At 64.4% G+C, this 18,951-nt stretch carries 17 protein-coding genes; 4 read left to right on the top strand and 13 right to left on the bottom strand.

Going from position 1 to position 18,951, the window contains the following annotated elements; translation table 11 throughout:
* Positions 1–11: 11 nt before the first annotated feature.
* From ABF990_RS02280 to dapF, 6 genes are all read right to left on the bottom strand, one after another.
* Positions 12–236, bottom strand: a complete 225-nt coding sequence (locus tag ABF990_RS02280; protein WP_003624142.1) for an ATP synthase subunit C family protein — start codon at positions 234–236, stop codon at positions 12–14.
* 55 nt (positions 237–291) lie between these two features.
* Positions 292–1,041 (bottom strand): F0F1 ATP synthase subunit A, encoded by a 750-nt coding sequence (locus tag ABF990_RS02275; RefSeq protein ID WP_415500327.1) that lies wholly within the window; start codon positions 1,039–1,041, stop codon positions 292–294.
* Positions 1,042–1,092: 51 nt separating this feature from the next.
* Positions 1,093–1,395 (bottom strand): AtpZ/AtpI family protein, encoded by a 303-nt coding sequence (locus tag ABF990_RS02270; protein WP_415500326.1) that lies wholly within the window; start codon positions 1,393–1,395, stop codon positions 1,093–1,095.
* Between the two features lie 158 nt (positions 1,396–1,553).
* On the bottom strand, positions 1,554–2,534 hold the full coding sequence (ftsY, locus tag ABF990_RS02265; RefSeq protein ID WP_415500325.1) for a signal recognition particle-docking protein FtsY: 981 nt from the start codon (positions 2,532–2,534) through the stop codon (positions 1,554–1,556).
* A 1-nt stretch (position 2,535) separates the two neighbouring features.
* A complete protein-coding gene (gene mtaB / locus ABF990_RS02260) occupies positions 2,536–3,942 on the bottom strand; it encodes a tRNA (N(6)-L-threonylcarbamoyladenosine(37)-C(2))-methylthiotransferase MtaB (protein ID WP_415500324.1) in 1,407 nt (468 codons plus the stop codon).
* A gap of 137 nt (positions 3,943–4,079) precedes the next feature.
* Positions 4,080–4,892, bottom strand: a complete 813-nt coding sequence (gene dapF / locus ABF990_RS02255; protein ID WP_415500323.1) for a diaminopimelate epimerase — start codon at positions 4,890–4,892, stop codon at positions 4,080–4,082.
* Positions 4,893–5,227: 335 nt separating this feature from the next.
* On the opposite strand from dapF, the gene ABF990_RS02250 reads away from it, so the two are divergent.
* Together ABF990_RS02250 and ABF990_RS02245 are read left to right on the top strand one after the other, a co-directional pair.
* Complete coding sequence (locus ABF990_RS02250) at positions 5,228–7,120, top strand: hypothetical protein (protein ID WP_415492398.1); 1,893 nt, start codon at positions 5,228–5,230, stop codon at positions 7,118–7,120.
* 202 nt (positions 7,121–7,322) lie between these two features.
* Entirely contained in the window at positions 7,323–9,167 is a 1,845-nt protein-coding gene (locus tag ABF990_RS02245) for a DEAD/DEAH box helicase (RefSeq protein WP_415492399.1), read from the top strand.
* Positions 9,168–9,378: 211 nt separating this feature from the next.
* On the opposite strand, the gene ABF990_RS02240 is transcribed toward ABF990_RS02245, so the two are convergent.
* Entirely contained in the window at positions 9,379–9,771 is a 393-nt protein-coding gene (locus tag ABF990_RS02240) for a hypothetical protein (RefSeq protein ID WP_415500321.1), read from the bottom strand.
* Positions 9,772–10,073: 302 nt separating this feature from the next.
* Here ABF990_RS02240 and ABF990_RS02235 point away from each other — a divergent pair, with 302 nt between their 5' ends.
* On the top strand, positions 10,074–11,684 hold the full coding sequence (locus tag ABF990_RS02235; protein ID WP_415500320.1) for a S10 family peptidase: 1,611 nt from the start codon (positions 10,074–10,076) through the stop codon (positions 11,682–11,684).
* A 406-nt stretch (positions 11,685–12,090) separates the two neighbouring features.
* On the opposite strand, the gene rpsI is transcribed toward ABF990_RS02235, so the two are convergent.
* Together rpsI and rplM are read right to left on the bottom strand one after the other, a co-directional pair.
* Positions 12,091–12,579: a 30S ribosomal protein S9 gene (gene rpsI, locus ABF990_RS02230; RefSeq protein ID WP_207845393.1), complete on the bottom strand. Its 489-nt coding sequence runs from the start codon at positions 12,577–12,579 to the stop codon at positions 12,091–12,093.
* A 5-nt stretch (positions 12,580–12,584) separates the two neighbouring features.
* Positions 12,585–13,061, bottom strand: a complete 477-nt coding sequence (rplM, locus tag ABF990_RS02225; RefSeq protein ID WP_415492402.1) for a 50S ribosomal protein L13 — start codon at positions 13,059–13,061, stop codon at positions 12,585–12,587.
* Positions 13,062–13,262: 201 nt separating this feature from the next.
* On the opposite strand from rplM, the gene ABF990_RS02220 reads away from it, so the two are divergent.
* Entirely contained in the window at positions 13,263–14,738 is a 1,476-nt protein-coding gene (locus tag ABF990_RS02220) for a hypothetical protein (RefSeq protein WP_415506458.1), read from the top strand.
* Between the two features lie 494 nt (positions 14,739–15,232).
* Here the strand turns inward: ABF990_RS02220 and phoU are convergent, their stop codons facing one another.
* The 4 genes from phoU to pstC all read right to left on the bottom strand — a co-directional run bounded on the left by phoU (position 15,233) and on the right by pstC (position 18,732).
* Positions 15,233–15,952, bottom strand: coding sequence for a phosphate signaling complex protein PhoU (gene phoU / locus ABF990_RS02215; protein ID WP_415500962.1), 720 nt, complete (start codon positions 15,950–15,952; stop codon positions 15,233–15,235).
* Positions 15,953–15,992: 40 nt separating this feature from the next.
* Entirely contained in the window at positions 15,993–16,793 is an 801-nt protein-coding gene (gene pstB, locus ABF990_RS02210; protein ID WP_415490912.1) for a phosphate ABC transporter ATP-binding protein PstB, read from the bottom strand.
* A gap of 74 nt (positions 16,794–16,867) precedes the next feature.
* The gene (pstA, locus tag ABF990_RS02205; RefSeq protein ID WP_415490859.1) at positions 16,868–17,749 is read right to left on the bottom strand and encodes a phosphate ABC transporter permease PstA; all 882 of its coding nucleotides are present in this window, start codon (positions 17,747–17,749) and stop codon (positions 16,868–16,870) included.
* A complete protein-coding gene (gene pstC / locus ABF990_RS02200; RefSeq protein WP_415490860.1) occupies positions 17,746–18,732 on the bottom strand; it encodes a phosphate ABC transporter permease subunit PstC in 987 nt (328 codons plus the stop codon). Before pstC ends, pstA begins: the two co-directional genes overlap by 4 nt.
* Positions 18,733–18,951 lie beyond the last annotated feature (219 nt).

Below are 18,951 nucleotides of genomic sequence, written 5' to 3'. Positions count from 1 at the left end.
CCCGGACGTTCTCAGACGAAAAGGATCAGGAACGCGATCAGCAGGGCGAACAGCGCGATAGCTTCCGTCAGCGCGAAGCCCAGCATGCCCAGACCGAACACGTGCGGGCGGGAAGCCGGATTGCGCGCGATGCTGCTGACCAGCGTGGAGAAGATGTTGCCGAGGCCGATACCAACGCCGGCGAGGGCGATAACGGCGATACCTGCACCGATTTCCCGGGCTGCAGCGATGTCCATATCAGTCACTTCCTTGTTTCAAGACAGTTTGAAAAGAAACGGGCAAAGCAGCTCCTCAGTGAGCCACGGCCTCCCGCAGGTAGATGCACGTCAGAATGGCAAACACATAGGCCTGCAACACACCGACTAGCAACTCAAGAGCCATCAGCGCCACGTTGATGGCGATGGGCCCGATCGCAAACACGTCGCCCACGACGCCAAAACCGGCGAGCATGACAACAAAGCTTGCGAAAATATCGAACATGACATGCCCGGCCACCATGTTGGCGAACAACCGGATGGACAGGCTGACAGGACGGGACAGAAAGGACAGGATTTCGATCGGGATCAGCAGCGGCGCCAGGAAGGGGCTTGCCCCCGCCGGCATGAAATGCGCGAAAAAGCGCAGGCCCTGCACCTTGAACGAAACCACCACCGTCAGGGCAAACACCATCAGCGACAGGGCCAGCGTGACCGCGATATGGCTGGTGAAGGTGAAGGAGAACGGCAGCAGGCCGATATAGTTACCCGCCAGGATAAAGAAGAACAGGGTAAAGACGAAGGGGAAGAAGGCAGCGCCTTCCGGCCCGATCGTATCCAGCGCCATGTTGTGAATGAATTCGTAGCACACTTCCGCCGCGGCCTGCAGACGACCGGGCACCACGGCCGCGGGCCGCATGCCGAAATACAGGAACGCCAGCACCAGGCAGACGGCGATGATCATGTACAGGGGAGACTGGCTGAAACGCAGCGCATCGCCCAGCCCGCCAAGAACGGGATGAAGCTCAAACTGTTCAAGTACGTTGATGCTGGAACCGCCCGCCACAACCGCTCTCCTAAAACCCTGCACCCGAATCGTGTCTTCGGGCCTAGCTTCCTATGTTTCGTCCGTCGGTCTGACAAGCCGCCAGACGTTGAGCACGCCAGCACCACCGCCCAGCAGCGCGAAGAGAACAAGAAAAACCGCCCTTGTGTGCAGCCAGTGATCCAGCCCCCACCCGATGGCCACACCCACGATCAGGGCCGAGAGCATTTCCGTTCCGGCCCGCAGCGCCAATGTGGCAAGGGGCTTGTCGGCGTCTGCCTCGGGACTGGTGGATGTGTCCTCCTTGACCAGACCGTTGCGGCGTTCAGCCGCCTTCAGCCGGGTATCGAAGGACTCGTCTTTTTCCTTACCCATTCCTCGCACCTCCCAAGGGGTGCAGGCGCTTGCTAACGGGGCTGCCATATCCTGTCAAGAAAGCATGAGGGGGCAGGGCACCAAAATATCGCACACATGCCCTCCGGGCGGCAGATGACCGGGCCTGTGTTGCCACAATACCGAACCGGCGCCGGGGTTCAGCCATCGGAGCGGGCATCGGCACGGGCATCGATCTGGGCAGCCGCGTCGGCCGGGATATCGGCCACGCCCACCAGACCGCGCGCGTAATCGCGCGCATCGAACGGGCGCAGGTCCTCGGCCTGTTCGCCCACGCCCACCGCATGCACCGGCAGGCCGAACGCGTCGGCCAGCGCCACCACGATACCGCCCTTGGCCGAACCGTCGAGCTTGGTCACCACAAGACCGCTGACATTCACAAGTTCGCGAAACACCCGCACCTGCTCCATGGCGTTCTGCCCCGTGGTGGCATCCAGCACCAGCAGCACGGAATGGGGGGCCGTTTCGTCGAACTTGCGCATGACACGGATGATCTTGGCCAGTTCTTCCATCAGCGCGGATTTGTTGTGCAGGCGGCCAGCCGTGTCCATGAACACAAGCTCCGCCCCTTCCGCCCGGGCGCGGGTCAGCGCCTCGAACGCCAGCCCTGCCGCGTCGGCCCCGGGTGGCCCGGCTATGACCGGGCAGTGCGTGCGCTCGCCCCAGATTTGGAGCTGTTCCACGGCGGCGGCGCGGAACGTATCGCCCGCCACCAGCATGACCTTGCGGCCTTCCTCGGTAAAAAAGCGGGCCATCTTGCCGATCGTGGTGGTCTTGCCCACACCGTTGACCCCCACCACCAGCACCACATGCGGCCTGTGGGCCGGGTCCGGCACAAAGGGCTGGGCCACGGGTTCGAGAATCCGGGCAATCTCTTCGGCCAGGGTGGCGCGGATTTCCTCATCCGTCACTTCCGTGCCGAAGCGCGAGCGACGAAAGGACTCGATCACCCGTTCGGCCACGGCGGGGCCGAGGTCGGCGGTAATCAGCAGGTCTTCCAGTTCCTCCAGCGCCTCATCGTCCAGACGGCGGCGGGTGAACATGCCGCTCAGCCCGCCACCCAGCTTCTGGGTGGAACGCGACAGCCCCTGCTTGAGACGAGAGAAAAAACCAAGCGCCATCTCAGATCCTTTCCGCCACCAGCCCCGTGGCATCGACACTGACGGGCACGAGGGTCATGATATCCCCCACCGCCGCCTCGCCCTGGGCCAGCCGGACCGGGGCGAACTGTTCACTATGCCCCGTTGTGGCGGTTTCCATCAGCACATGCAAAGGCCGCCCCAGCAGGGATGCGTAATACCGCGCGGCCGAGGCCTCCCCCACCGCGCGCAGACTCGCGGCACGCGCGCGGCGTTCTGGCACCGGCACCGCACGCATGCGCGCGGCCGGGGTGCCGGGGCGTTCGCTATAGGGAAACACATGCAGGTAGGGCAAGGCCATGTCGGCCAGAAACTGGCGAGTTTCCTCGAACAGTCCCTCGTCCTCGGTGGGGAAACCCGCGATCACATCCGCCCCGATCCCGATATCGGGGCGCAGGGCGCGGGCGCGTTCGACCACACGCACGACATCGGCCACCAGGTGGCGGCGCTTCATGCGTTTGAGAATAAGGTCCGCCCCCGCCTGCAGGGACAGATGCAGATAGGGCATGAAACGCGGCTCGGCCTCCAGCAACTGCCAGATCCCCTCATCGATCTCCACCGGATCGACCGAGGACAGGCGCAGCCGCTCGAGTTCGGGCACCAGCCGCAGCACCCGGCGGCACAACTGCCCCAGTGTCGGGCGGCCCGGCAGGTCCGCCCCCCACGATGTCATGTCCACGCCGGTCAGCACGACCTCACGGTAGCCAGCCCCTACCAGCGCGCGCACCTGCTCGACCACAGCCCCCACCGGCACGGACCGCGACGGCCCCCGCCCGAAGGGAATGATGCAGAATGTGCAGCGATGGTCGCAGCCCTGCTGCACCTGCACGAAAGCCCGCGTACGCCCCGCGAATTCGGTGACCAGATGGGCCGCGGTTTCATGCGCCGCCATGATATCCGACACCGCCAGCGGTACTGACAGGGCGGCGGGGGACCAGCTTTCGGCCTTGAGTTTTTCCTCGTTCCCCAGAACGCGGGCGACACCGGGCAGGGCGGACCAGCGGTCGGGATCGATCTGGGCGGCACAGCCGGTCACGACAATACGCGCCCCCGGATTGTTGCGATGGGCCTTGCGGATGGCCTGACGGGCCTGACGCTCCGCCTCACCCGTGACCGCGCAGGTATTGACGATAATGACGTTCTCGAGCCCCTGCGCATGATTGCGCATGACCTCGCTTTCCCACGTGTTCAGGCGGCAGCCGAAGGTCAGGATTTCGGGCGCGGGACCGGACGGAGCAGGTGGAACATGGATAGCCGCCGCAGCGACCTGCGTGGCTCCGTCCACAGGATCTGGCGCGCCCCCCTGCCCATGACCGGCGACAGCCGCAGCGGATGCTGGCCGGGCCCCTGCCCCGACCGCATGGAGGGTGCCGGCATCAGGACGGGACATGGGACCAGAGGCAGCGCCCGACACGGAGCCAGACACTGGGGCAGACACTGGGGCAGACACTGGGCCAGACGCAGAACCAGACATGGGGCCGGGCACCAGAGGTTCAGGCGCGGTGGCGGGCGCGTATGCTGTGTCGGTCATGACGGATACGCGGTGAGGTCCACCGTCCCTTCATATGCGGTGGCGGCAGGACCGGTCATGAGCACATGATCGTCCGGCGTCCATTCGATACGCAGCATGCCGCCATCCAGTTCCACATCGCAGATCCGCTCTGCCAGACCGCGCCGCACCGCATTGACCACGGCGGCACAGGCCCCGGACCCGCAGGCTTCGGTCACACCGGCCCCGCGTTCATGCACCTTCAGGCGCATGCGGGCCGGATTTTCCATGATGGCAAAGCCGATATTGGCCCGTTGCGGAAACAGCGGCGCGTGTTCCAGAGCCGCCCCTTCGCCCAGGCCGGAGAAATCGGACACGAAAAACGTGGCGTGCGGGTTGCCCATGGACAGGGCCGCCGGGTCACCCGGCAGGGGCAGGTGCAGCGTATCGACCTCCGCTGCCAGCGGCACGGCCTGCCAGTCCAGCCGGGGCTGGCCCATATCCACCGTGACCAGACCAGATGCCTCGATCCGGGCGGGCAGCAGGCCCGCCAGCGTTTGCAGTACCGGCCGGGTGGTGCCACCGGTGCGCCACAACAGGTCGGCCACACAGCGCGAGGCATTGCCGCAGGCCCCGGCTTCGGACCCGTCAGGATTGAAAAACCGCACGAATACATCCGCCCCCGGCCGCGTGGGCGGGCTCAGGGTCACAAGCTGGTCACAGCCAATACCGCGCCTGCGCTCTGCCAGGGCGGCAATGCGGGCGGGGGTAAGCGGCAGGGGGCCGGGGCGTTCGTCAAATATGACAAAATCATTCCCCAGCCCGTGCATTTTGTAAAAAAATGTCGGCATTGGGCGTGTTATAAGCGAAATCGCGTCCTAACGCCATGCTCTATACCACGCTCCGGCCACCTGCCGTCCCGGCAGGTCATGCGCCCGCGTAACGCTCACAGGCGTGACCCTGCCTGAAAACCCCCGAACATTCCCCGCTCCTGGCAACCCGCAAAACGCGAGCGTGCAACAGCACGGCCCATCCGCAGATATGAAAATATATTTAATATTGAACGCAGGTTTAAACCTGACAATTTTTCTAAAATTATTTTTTAAACACTTCCGCCTTTACGGGCAGGCTTTTAAAATGCTTCAAAGCTCGTAGGTTTCCACACCCCTATACTTGAATAGAGCGCATGTCCCCTTTCTCCGCCCTTTCTCCCTCCATGGTGGTTCGTATCAAAGCCGGCCTGTTCGCGGGCACGGTCATCGCCACGGGCAGTCTGCTTCCCCACATGGCCCACACGGCCCGGGCAGCCGATCTGGACGCGCTGGAAGAGCAGATCGCGCATATTCAGGCCGAACAGCGGGCGTTGCAGAAAGCGCTGGTCAGCGTGCAGCAGCAGATTGCCGCCCACCGCGCCACCCATGGGGGAGAGCAGGGGAGCGGCCATCACCTCGGGCATAACGCCACCAGCACGCTGCACGCGGTCCGTGACGACGCGGAACTGGAAGAACCGCGCGAGGAAGAGCCCGGCCTTGCCATGCCCGCCCACGCCCATGCCATGGCCATGAATCACCACCACGCCACGGGACCGGACGCGCAGCCCATCTTCTCGGGCGTGCATGACGCACCGGACGTGGAATCTGTGGTGGGCCACCGGGCGGAAGACGTCGTGGCCCGTCTGGCGGACAACAATGTCGGCGCCCACGGGCGTGAGACCGTGGGCGCGCAGGCCGCGGGTGCGCTGGGCGACCATGGCGTGTTCCGCCTTGGGCCGGTCACGCTTATTCTGGGCGGGTTCCTGGACGCCGCCGCCGTGGAGGAAAACCGGCACACCGCCACGGGCACGTTCAATTACTGGCAGGACATTCCCTACCGCAATGAATCGCGGTACCATACCGACAATTTCGAAGGCAGCGCGCGTTACAGCCGCCTGTCGCTCATGGCACGCGGCAATGTGGATGCGCATTCCACCATTTCAGGCTTTTTCGAAATGGATTTCGGCGCGGGTGCGGCAACCACCGATGCGTATGAAAGCAACAGCTACGCGTTCCGCATGCGTCAGGCCTACCTGGCCTACGACAACAGCGACCTGGACTTCCATTTCCTGGCGGGACAGGCCTGGAGCATGCTCACACCCGGGCGTATCGGCATTACCCCGCGCCAGGAAAGCCTGCCCGAAACCATTGAATCCTCCATGCTGGCCGGGCAGACCTGGGCACGCCAGTTGCAGTTCCGCTTCGTCAAGGACTTCCTCCAGCACCGTCTGTGGGCCGGCCTGTCGATCGAGAATTCGGCCACGCTGTACGACACCACCGGCTTTACCGACAACAGCGGCGCCGTCACCCTGCCCAACGGCAAGGTTGCCACCATTTCCACCAATGGCACGGGCCTGACCAACCCGGCCCCGTTCTCCAACGAGATCGCGCCCGATGTCATTGGCAAGATCGCCTGGGACCCGCACTGGGGCCATTACGAAGTCGAGGGTATCCTGCATTTCCCGCATGACCGCGTGGCCACACTGGGCAGCGGCCACAACAACACCTCCATCGCCGGGGGCGGGGGTGGCTCCATGATCCTGCCCGTGGTCCCCCACAAGGTGGAACTGCGCATGGCGGGTCTGGCCGGGGTTGGTATCGGCCGCTATGGCTCCGTCCTGCTGCCCGACGCCACGCTGAACGCCCAGGGCGAGCCTGCCCCCCTGCCCTCCATCCAGGCCACGGGGGGCATTGTCGCCCACCCCAACCCGCTGCTGGATGTTTACGGCTTTTTTGGCTACCAGGCCGCCGGACGGCGTTATTTCTCCGCCGGGGGCAGCGCTTACGGCTATGGCAACCCGGCCTACAACAATGCCGGCTGCGCCATCGAACTCTCGGACGCGTCCACCTGCACGGGCAATACGCGCAGCGTGATGGAAGCCACGGCAGGGGCGTGGTACCGCTTCTTCAAGGGGCATTACGGCACCATGGAAGCAGGCGTGCAGCTTGCCTATTCCCGCCGTAGCGCCTGGACGGGCCAGGGCGGCGCGCCCGATACCAGCCTGAGCGAAGTATTCATGGACTTCCGCTACCTGCCGTTCCAGTAACGCCGCACCCCGCGCGCGGCACCCACCGGCCCCGATCGATACCGGACAGCCCGCACCAGGCTGCCAGCGGGGCCGCGCCCCCAGGCCGAATAACGTAAAAGAGACACACAGGAATAAAAACACGCCGGACAGACAAGATGCTGGCCTTTCGGGGCCGGAGTCTATAATCCGTGTTCTCTTCCTGTTGCCTGGACCTGACCGAATGCCTTTTCAAAAAGCCCCCTTACCGCTTGCACATGCTTTGGCCGCGCGCGGTTTTACCGCCCCCACATCCGTGCAGGCCGCCGTTCTGGCAGATGACGCGCTGGGACGCGACCTGCTTGTTTCGGCCCGAACGGGGTCCGGCAAGACAGTCGCCTTCGGTCTGGCCCTGGCCGACACGCTGCTTGACGACAAGGACCGCTGCCCCCCGCCCGGCGCGCCGCTGGCCCTTGTCATTGCGCCCACGCGCGAACTGGCTCTGCAGGTCCGCAGCGAACTGGACTGGCTGTATGCCCAGACCGGCGCGCGCATTGTCTCCTGCGTGGGGGGCATGGAACCCCGCACGGAAGCCCGCGCCCTTTCGGCGGGCTGCCATATCGTTGTGGGCACGCCCGGACGGCTGTGCGACCACCTCAAACGCGGCAACCTGAACCTTTCCGCCCTGAAGGCCGTGGTGCTGGACGAAGCGGACGAAATGCTGGATCTGGGCTTTCGCGACGAGCTGGAAACCCTGCTGGACGCGGCCCCCAAAACGCGGCGCACATTGCTGTTTTCGGCCACCATCGCGCGCGAGATCGCGGGGCTGGCCCGGCGCTACCAGCAGGACGCCCTGCGGGTGGACACAGTCGGCACCAACACGCCGCATGCCGACATCACCTACCGCGCCGTGCTGGCCGACCCGCCGGACATGACCGGAGCGATCGTGAACGTATTGCGGCTGGAGGAAGCCCGCACCGCCATTGTGTTCTGCCACACACGCGAGGCCGTGCGCCAGCTCCAGGCCATCCTGACCGAGCGGGGATTTTCCTCCGTCGCCATTTCGGGCGATCTGGGGCAGAACGAACGCAGCCGCGCCATTGAAAGCCTGCGCCACGGTCAGGCCCGCGTCTGTGTCGCAACGGACGTCGCGGCCCGCGGGATCGACATTCCCGATCTTGGCCTGGTGATCCATGCCAGCCTGCCCACCAACCCCGCGACACTGCTGCACCGCTCGGGCCGCACGGGGCGCGCCGGGCGCAAGGGCACCTGCGTGCTGCTGGTCCCGCCCGTGCGCCGCCGCATGGCCGAACGCCTGTTGCAGGCCGCCAAGGTCACGGCGGAATGGACTGCGGCCCCCAGCAGGCAGGCCATTGCCCAGGCTGATGCGGAACGCCTGCTCAACGCGCCGTTCCTGGCCGTGCCGCAGGCCGACGCAGCCACCGAAACAACCTCGGATGCCGCAACAGCAGAGACCGCAGTGCAGGCAGCGCCCGCCCGGGAGGTTCCGGCCCTGGTTCAGCAGCTTGTCGCCAACCGCACGCCCGAACAGCTTGCCTCGGCCCTGATCAGCCTGTGGCAGGCCAGCCTGCCCGAACCCGCGAACGTGCGCGTGATCACGCCCGATGGCGTGCGCGGCGGCACCCCCCGTGGGGCGAACCATGACAGCCCACGCGAGCGCGAACACACACCGCGCGAGCGCGCCGCCCCCATGGCGGGAAGCTGGTTCCGCCTGTCTGTCGGCCGGGCCGACCGGGCAGACCCGAAATGGCTGGTGCCCATGCTGTGCCGCCTTGGCGGCATTCGCAAGCAGGATATCGGCAGCATCCGCATTGCGGGGGACCATACGCTGGTCGAAATCGCGCAGGACAAGGCCGAACGCTTTGCAAGCTGCGCCGCAGGGGCCGACGCCGATGAAATCACGGTCGAAGCAGCCAAGCCACCGCACGGGAATGCAGGCGGCGGTCGCCCGTCATATGCCGAACGCAAACCCGGCAAGCCCCGTGGCAAAGGGGGCCCACGCTCCGACTTCGGTGGCGGAGCACCGGCAAAAACCGGGGCATCGTCACGCAAGCGCAAGGCCCACTAAAACCTGCCGAACACCCGCCATGGCATGAACTGGCGGGCTGAGCAGACCCCACCCATAAAAAACGGGCCGCGACGGCATAACGCCCCGCGGCCCGTTTTTTTATACCCTACCCCCACCCGCAAGCGGCCTGCCGGCCCGGGAATGCAGGGGCAGGAAAGCCTCCCCCACAGACCGGCCATTAGCAGCCTGCCACCAGCAGCAGGCGCGCACTTCAGAAATGCGGCAGGGTCGTTGCATCCCGCACATCCGAAGACAGGCGGTTACGCTGTTTCCGGATCGCGTTTTTCGGTGCGTTTTCCGCCGTATTCACCCGGTTGGTGACAGACTGTTCAGCACTGGTCACGCGGCTCGTCGCGGAATTTCTTGCGTTATCCACACGCGACGTCACGCCATTTTTCAGGTTGTCACGCGTGGTCGTAACACCGGACGTAACCTGCTTTGCATCCTGGCCAATAGCATTGCGGGTCGTGCTGATCTGGTTGCTGACCCCCTGCTGCGCGCACGATCCGATAGACAGGCACGGATCGGCATGGGCTGCGGACGCAGCACCCGCCAGAACGGCCACAGGCAGCACCAGTGCCGCAATTTTCTGAACAACTCGCATATGTTTTCCTTTTTCCTGGCCCACCCGGCCACGGAACCGGCCGGGCGGGCAGCAGGACGCTTTTGAACACGTTTTGTCTTTAGCCATTCAATTTTGGCAAAAAATGGTTACGTTCCCCAAGAGCCTGCATTCTTTTGCAGCAGGCACCGTTGCAGGCGCGGCATGGCTGCCTGACGGCAAGCAGAGGACCATCCTTTTTCATGCAAGATCACGGCCCGTATTTTCCCCGCCCCCGCAAAGCCCGGCCGATCCTGGCCCGGGTTCCGAACGCTGCCGGAACCGCCATGCCGGCCGCTGGCAACATGCCTGCCAGAGCATACACCCACACACCTGTCGCGGTTCGCGGCCGGGCAGCCCTGGCCGTCCCTTTGCTGGCAGCAGTACTGGCGATCGCCCCCTTGGCCGCGCTTGCCCCCGTCACGCCAGCGCATGCCCGGGCCGACAGTCCTGCCGCCGAAACCACTGGGGCGGCTGAAAAATCGGCCCGGCAGGCCCCCAAACCCGCGACCGACACGGCGACGGACCCCGCATCCCTGCTGCCGGCAGATGCCCTAACCCACCACAGCGGGACGTTTGCAGGCCGCAAGATCGCCTACACCGCCAAAGCGGGCACGCTGATCCTGCGCGACGAAACCGGCAAACCCACGGCCCACATCTTCTACACCGCCTACACGCAGGACGGCGCACCCGCCGCACACAGGCCCGTAGCGTATTTTTTCAATGGCGGGCCGGGAGCCGCGACCGCCTACCTGCATCTGGGGGCGGCGGGGCCTTCCGTTCTGGCTTTTCCGTCAGGCAACCCGGCCGATGGGGCCAATGCAAAACTTGCACCCAACCCGGATAGCTGGCTGGCGGCAGCCGACCTCGTGTTTCTGGACGCACCGGGCACAGGCTGGTCCATTCCCACCGACCCGCAAAAAGCCAAAGACCAGTTCTATGGCGTCACGCAGGATGCAAAAGCCTTCGCCAAGGCCATACAGCTCTGGGCCAGCACCAACGGGCGGCTTGAATCGCCACGCTACCTCGTGGGTGAAAGTTATGGCGGCCTGCGCGCCATAGAAGTGGCGAACGCCCTGGCCGAAGACCAGAACATTCTGGTGAACGGCCTTGTCATGATCTCCCCCGCGCTGGACATGACCCTGCTCGATACCGCCAACGATCTTCTGGCCCAGGCCTTCGTGCTGCCGTCCTTCGAACTGGCGGGACTGGCCCTGCAACACAAGCTGACCCCCGAAAACGCCACCGCCCACCAGGAAGACGCCTATAGCTATGCCCTTGGCCCGTATCTGAGCACGCTGGTCGGCCGCGAGCCCACGGCTGACGCCGCGAGCGATTTTTACGACGATATCGCTGCCCGCACCGGCCTGCCGCGTGACGTGATCGTGCGTGAACGCGGCAGGCTCCAGCCGGTCGCCCATGACGTGCGCAGCCGCGACGGACGGCTGTATTCGCTGTATGATGCAACACTGTCCATTGCAGACCCTTTCCCCGAGGGAGTGGACAACGCCGCAAGCCCGGATGCGGTGCTGGACGGCTTTACCCGTGCGTATGGCAGCGCCATGCAGGATTACGCGGCCACGGAACTGAACTTCCGCACCGAACTCAGCTACGCCCTGCTGAACATGAAGGTCAACGCCGCCTGGGACTACCGCGAGGGCGACAACCCCATCGTGCGCCCCATTCCCACGCTACGCCGCCTGCTGGCGCTGAACCCCACGCTGCGGGTCTTTATCGCCAATGGTTATTATGATCTGGTCTGTCCCTATGCGTCATCGCGCTGGGTGGTCGAGCATATTCCCGTCGGCCGCAACCGGATCGGGCTGCATGTCTATCCCGGTGGGCATATGCTCTACACCCGCGCCGACAGCCGCACCGCGCTGGCGCAGGACGTCAAGGCGTTCCTGACCCCCTGACCCACACCTTTTTTAGCCGCCTGGCTCCGCTGCGCTTTACGGGGTCCGTTCGCGGTGGCCAGGCAGGATCGCGGGACCCGGATCAGCGCGTTTGTCTTGCCAGCCGCCCCAAGGCCCTGGAGCCGCCAGAAGGCAATACCTCTCCGAAAACCCTGCCCTGGCGGATAAAAACACACTTGCCCCCGCCAAAACCGGGGCAACAGGCAGGACAGGCAAGAGCACCTGAGCGGCCACAACCCTGCGGGCCTTGTGCGCATAATTCAGAACCGCACGAGAAAGGGCATAAACGCAGCCCCCGGCCCTAGAGCCTAGAGCCTAGAGCCGGAAACCGGGTGTCAGAATAAAAAAAGGGCGGGAGAGCCATGCTCCCCCGCCCTTTTCCGAACGGCGATGCGTTCCTGCCGGATCAGCGCTTGCTGAACTGGAAGGAGCGACGAGCCTTGGCGCGGCCGTATTTCTTACGTTCGACCTGACGGGAATCGCGCGTCAGGAAGCCAGCAGCCTTAAGGATGCTGCGCAGTTCCGGTTCGTAGTAGGTCAGCGCGCGGCTGATCCCGTGACGGACCGCACCGGCCTGACCGGACAGACCGCCACCGGTCACGGTGCAGACCACGTCAAACTGGTTGTAACGGTCGGACACGAGGAAGGGCTGGGTCAGCAGCATGCGCAGCACGGGGCGTGCGAAATACTGAACGACCGGACGGCCATTGACCGTGATCTCGCCCTTGCCGGGCTTGATCCAGACGCGGGCAACCGCGTCCTTGCGGCGACCCGTGGCATAGGAGCGGCCCTGCGCGTCGCGCTTGGCTTCGTAAACCGGAGCATCGGCGGACACCACCGGGGCAACGGTCTTCAGATCGGCCAGGGTGCCTGTACGTTCCTGAGTTTCAGACATGGTACTCAGCCCTTCTGCGCGTTAACGACGTTCTTGCGGTTCATGGCCGCAACATCGAGCATCTGTGGATTCTGGCCGCCATGCGGGTGTTCGCCACCGGCGTACACATGCAGGCTGCGCATCTGCTGGCGCTGCAGCGGGCCGCGCGTGATCATGCGTTCGACAGCTTTTTCCACCAGATGACCGGGGTGGTTGCCTTCCAGACGCTGGCGGACGGTGCGGGTCTTGATGCCGCCCGCGTAGCCGGTGTGGTAGTGGAACAGCTTCTGTTCCGCCTTGCGGCCGCTCAGCGCCACTTTTTCGGCGTTGATGACGACAACATGGTCACCACAGTCGACATGCGGAGTGAACTGGGCCTTGTGCTTGCCGCGCAGGCGCTGGGCGATGATGACAGCAAGACGACCAAGAGCGAGGCCTTCGGCATCGATCAGGATCCAGTTCTTCGTCACCTCCGCGGGTTTCAGCGAGAGGGTGGTCTTCATGAGACTGATTCCATTTAGGACAGTTACGTAATTGATGGCGCGTTATGATGCGCGCGATGGTCCCAGTCAAGCATTTTTGGCGTTATGGGCGTTATTTTATGGCGAGTTTTATAAGGTAACATGTTACCGAATAGCCGCTTGCCTGCGCATCGGCCATGCACTAAAGCTTTTACAAAGGCTGAACAGCAGGATCGTCCCGGGTTGAAAAAAAACGTCCTTTTCATGGTATGCGGTATCGGGATTCTGGGCGGCATCGGCTGGCTGGGCACGCGCCATGCCGAACATGTCATGCTCGATGCCGGGCTTGCCCATTTCAAGGAAGCGCTGGGGCCTGACGCCGCGCTGACCTACGCCAAGGCGCGCCCCGGCCTCCTGGGCCGCAGCCTGGAATTCACCAACCTGGTGTTCCGCCAGGGGCCCGAGACCATAACCGCCGACACCGCCGAACTGACCAAGCCCGACACGAACGAGGACGGCGCATCGCATATAAAGCGGCTGAGCTTTCGCAATTTCCAGCTCGCCGATCCGTCGGGCAGCCTGCACCTGGACCGGCTGGACATGGACAACGTGATCCTGCCCGCCCGCATGACCGATGGCAGTACCTATAGCGGGCCGGAAGCCGCAGCGGCCCAGTCCATCAGCATCGGCAGGGCGCAGGCCGGCAAGCTGCATGGTTTTGTCAGCAGCCTGCAATCGGACATTGCCGCGACAAGCCTTACCCTGACGGATTTCGGGACAGGCGAGTTCTCTCACCTGCAAGCCAATGACGTCACCCTCGCGACGGATGACGCAGCATCGCGCCATGTCAGTGCAAAAACCATTACGGTGGACGGCGTGGATCTGGCGGCCCTGTACCGCAACCTGTCCGACGGTACGCCCTACACCCCGCTGATCGGCCCGCGTGATATCGATATCAGCCAGCTTGCGGTCAGCGGCACGGCCCCCCTGCTTAAAATCAGCCACCTGCTCTCACACGCCAATCGCACCCCCGCGACGGAAACCGAAGTGTCCAGCGCGCAGGGGCTTGAACTCTGGCCGGGTATACCCAATCTGGGCTGGCTGCCCCTGCTGGGATACGACCATTTTCAGGGTGCGCTGGTACTGAACGATACGCATGACCTCAAGACCGGTGTCCTGCACGTGGAGGAACTGAGCGTCGATTCGCCGAGCATGGGCCACATGCACCTGCATGGCGATTTTGCGCAGGCGGCATCCACCTCCGTGCTGGCGGGCGCCACCCCCGACATGCAGGTGATATCCCTTGCGCTGACCTATGTGGACCACGGGCTGGTGGCCAGGGCGCTCCAGGCCATCGCCACCACGCAGGGAACGACCGTGCAGGGTGTTCTGGCCCTGTTACGCCCCGCCCCCCCGGTTGCAACCCCGGCCGAAGCCCCGTTACCGTCCCCTGCCCCCGAACGGAAAAAAGGGCGCAAGGGACAAAAAGACAAACGGGCGACCCCTCCCCCCGTTGTGGTTCGGGCACCGCCCGCGGCACCACCGCCCCCCACGGTCATGGACCATTTCGTGGAATTTCTGACCCACCCCGATGCCGGACCGCTGCAAATCAACGTCCACCCGCCCCAGCCGCTGCCGCTGCTTGACGTGATAGCAGCGATTGGTGCCGTAGCAACCGCGCCCGAGATCGCCCAGCGTATCGGACTGAGCTTACGCTGAACGCGTGATACAGCAGACCAACCGGACACACGACCGCGCCACAAGAGCGGCCTGCCCTATGCCGCCTGTGTGACCACGGGCCGGCTGTCGGGCAAGAAAACGGAAGGTCGGGATGTCTGCCGTGTGACAAGACGGAAGCAGCACGCAACAGGCCCGGTCCGGACAAAACCCGCGGATTCAGCCCGAAACGACGGATTTGAAGCACCGATCGGCGACCGGGCCAAAAATGCCAGGCAGGGTCTGGCCAAAAACACCCAGCAGACCCGGCAGACAGATTTTTTGAGACATGTCGGGCGAACGGCCCAGCCGGACAGCGCCATAGGCCGGATACCGCATAAACAGGCCCGGCCTATGGCCAGAGCACTTCGCGTCACCCTCCCCCATGGGGTCAGGCCGTATATCAGGGGAAAAAGCCGGGCCGAGCAGAATGCAACCCGGCAAAGGACGCGGCAGGGAACGCGGCATAGTCAGCCGCGCCCATGACCCTGCGCCTGTCAGTCGTCCTGGGAGATCGGCTTTTTTGCCGCTTCCCCGCCACGCGGGCGTTCGGAGGGGAGCATTTCGCCGGTGACGGCATAATAGACCCGCTCCGCGATATTGGTCGCGTGATCTCCGATGCGTTCAAGGTTCTTGGCCACGAACAGCAGATGGATGCACGGGCCGATATTGCGCGGGTCTTCCATCATGTAGGTGACCAGTTCGCGGAACATGGTGGTGTAAAGCTCATCCACCGCCGTATCGGCGTTCCAGACTTCCTTGGCGCGTTCGGCGTCGTTCTCGACCATGGCTTCCACCGCGCGGTGCAGGTTTTCCTGCACCAGACGGCCCATGGCGCGCAGGGCCGAAAAGGACAATGCGCCGTCAAGCGGTTCCACCTTGAGCGCACGCCGGGCGATGGAGGATGCGTAATCCCCGATCCGTTCCAGATCGCCGCTCATTTTCAGCACCGCCACGATCTGGCGCAGATCCACCGCCATGGGGGCACGCAGGGCCAGAATACGGATGGCAAGCTGTTCGGCTTCCCGCTCCAGCGTATCGACCTCGGGGTCCAGCATCGGGGGTTCGCGCGCAGCGTCCTCGTTCTGGTCCACCACAGCGGCCACGGCCTGGGCGGTCTGCCGCTCCACCAGCCCGCCCATGCGTGCGACGATGCCGCGCAGGCTTTCAAGTTCCTGATCGTAGCGGGTAATGGTGTGTGCGGGTTCGTTGCCCATGGCGCTGCCTTTCCTGGCTGGTCCGAGACGATAGGGGTGTTTAGCCAAACCGGCCGGTAATATAGTCCTGCGTCTGCTTTTCCTTGGGGGCGGTAAACATGCGTGGCGTGCTGTCCACTTCCACCAGGCGGCCCATATAGAAAAACGCCACCTGGTCCGCGCAGCGGGCGGCCTGCTGCATGTTGTGGGTGACGATGGCAATGGTGAATTCGGTTTTCAGTTCGTCGAGCAGTTCCTCGATCCGGGCGGTGGACACCGGGTCGAGCGCGCTTGTGGGTTCGTCAAGCAGGATCACTTCGGGGCGCACGGCAATGGTGCGGGCAATGCACAGGCGCTGCTGCTGCCCGCCCGAAAGCGCCGTGGCCGAGCTGTTCAGGCGGTCCTGCACCTCGGCCCAAAGGGCGACGCGGCGCAGGGCGTCCTCGACCCGGCCATCCATTTCCGAGCGGGACACCCGTTCATGCAGGCGGATGCCAAACGCGATGTTATCGTAAATGGACATGGGAAAGGGCGTGGGTTTCTGGAACACCATGCCCACGCGCGAGCGCAGCACGTTCAGGTCTATGCCCGGAGCCAGAATATTCTGGTTGTCGAAAATCACCTCCCCCGTGGCGCGCTGGCCGGGATAGAGATCGTACATCCGGTTGAGCACACGCAGCAGGGTGGACTTGCCGCAGCCCGAAGGCCCGATCATGCCCGTGACACTGCGTTCGGGAAAACCGAGCGAAATATCGTGCAGCGCGTGGGACGTGCCATAATAGAAGTTGAGATCCCGCACCGCGATGGCGGGGGACGCCTGCTGTTCGGCCGGGGTCGTCAGGCTGTCGGAAGAAATGCCCATGGCTCTGTTTCCACCTTCGGTCAGGGCATGCCCGGGGGCGGCCTGGGTTGTCGGTCCGTTCTGGACACCTGTGTTCATGTCCGTCCTCCACGGGTTCCAACCCGTACCACGATATTGATAATCAGCACGCCCACCGTCACCAGCAGCGCGCCGGTCCAGGCCTGCTGCATCCAGTCCTGATAGGCGGAACCGGCATACTGGTAGATCGCCACCGGCAGGCTGGCCATGGGCCGCCCCATGTCGAGCGACCATTCGGAATTACCGAGGGACGTAAACAGCAGGGGCGCTGTCTCACCCGCCACGCGGGCCACCGCAAGCAGGATACCGGTCATGACCCCCGCACGGGCCGCACGCAGGCAGACAAACAGGATCACCCGCCATTTGGGCGCGCCCAGCGCAATGGCCGCCTCACGCATGGCCACGGGCACCAGGCGCAGCATGTCCTCTGTCGTGCGGACCACGATGGGCATGGCCAGGATCGCCAGAGCCACCGCACCGGCAAAACCCGAAAAATGCCCCAGCGTCGCCACCAGCACCATATAGATGAACAGCCCCACCAGAATGGAAGGCGCGGACAGCAGCATGTCCGACACAAACCGTACGGCCTGTGCCAGCGGGCTGGTTCGACCGTATTCGGCAAGGTAGATCCCCGTCAGCAGCCCGGCGGGCGCGCCGATCAGGATGGCAAGCCCGGTTTGCAGCACACTGCCCACGATGGCGTTGGCCAGCCCGCCATCCTGCCCCGGGGGGGCCATGGAACGGGTGAACAGGTGCAGGCTGAGCCCGCCCACGCCGTTGCTGAGCAGGGACCACAGGATGGAGCCCAGCATGCACACCACGACAAGCATGGCGAACCAGCTCAGCCCGGTGGCCAGCCTGTCCATCATGCGCCGGCGCAGCAGAAGGGCCGCCGAACGGTCAGCCCGCATAAGAGTGGGGGAAGAAGAACCGCTCATGCCGAACGCCCCGCCTTGTCGCCCCTGGCCAGCAGCCAGCGCGAGAACCAGAGGGTAATGAATGAAATCGCCATGAGAATGGCCCCAAGCGCGAGCAGCGACGCCAGCTTGAGACTGCCTGCCGGACTTTCGGGGAATTCCAGGGCGATGAGAGAGGCTATGGTATTGGCCGGGGCAAACAGCGACCAGCCGATATGGTTGCTGTCCCCGATCACGAAGGTCACGGCCATGGTCTCGCCCATGGCGCGGCCCATGCCCAGCACGACCGCCCCCACCATGCCCTGGCGGGACCACGGCAGCACGACGTTGCGCATGACCTCCCACCGTGTCGCGCCCAGCCCGAAACCGCTTTCGCGCAATACGGTGGGCATGGATACGAACACGTCACGCATGACGGCGGTAATGGACGGGGTGATCATGACAGCCAGGATGAAAGCCGCCGTCAGCAGGCCGGTGCCGAACGGCGCACCCGCCACCAGGGCCGAAATGCCGGGCACATGCCCGAACAGATGCCGGGCCGTGGGCTGCACGTAATGCGCCACCAGCGGCACGACCACGAAAAACCCCCACATACCGAAAATGATTGAGGGCACGGCGGCCAGAAGCTGCACCGCCATGCCAATGGCCGACGCCGCGGCCGGCGGGGCCAGCGCCGTCAGCCAGAAGGCCGTGCCAAAAGCAAGCGGCACGGCCAGAAGCAGGGCCAGCACCGTACTGACAATGGTGCCGAAAACAGGAGCAGCCGCCCCGAAATGCTGGGTTACGGGGTTCCAGACATCGGAAATGAGAAAACCCGGACCAAAGGTCGCGAAGGCGCGCCAGCCGCCACGGGCCATGACGGCGATGATCGCCCCCATGATCACCAGCACACCAATGCCGGTGGCACTTGCCAGCACCCGGAAAGCCGGATCGCCTGTTCGTTTACGGGCCGCCAGCGGGCCTTCTTGGGTTGCGGGCAGCGTCTGCCTTGCGGAAACGTCCATCTGTTCTCCGTTGCCGGACTCTTCAGCCGGATGCCGAGCAATAATAAAGGGTTGCCTCTCCTGCAACATAAACGGGTCGCAAAGACGGGATTTGGGGCCGAATATCATCAAACTGTAGCACTTCGGCCCCGCGTGCGTCAGCCGGACATGCCAAACGGGCGGGACCCGGGAGCAGCCTGCGGACGGCGGGCGGCCCGCATGCAGCCTTGGGTGCGGGCG

The sequence above is a fragment of the Acetobacter sp. genome (assembly GCF_047723915.1).
In the GTDB taxonomy this organism is placed as follows: domain Bacteria; phylum Pseudomonadota; class Alphaproteobacteria; order Acetobacterales; family Acetobacteraceae; genus Acetobacter.
Note: the sequence above shows the minus strand (reverse complement) of the source record. Positions and strands in the feature narration are given on the sequence as shown.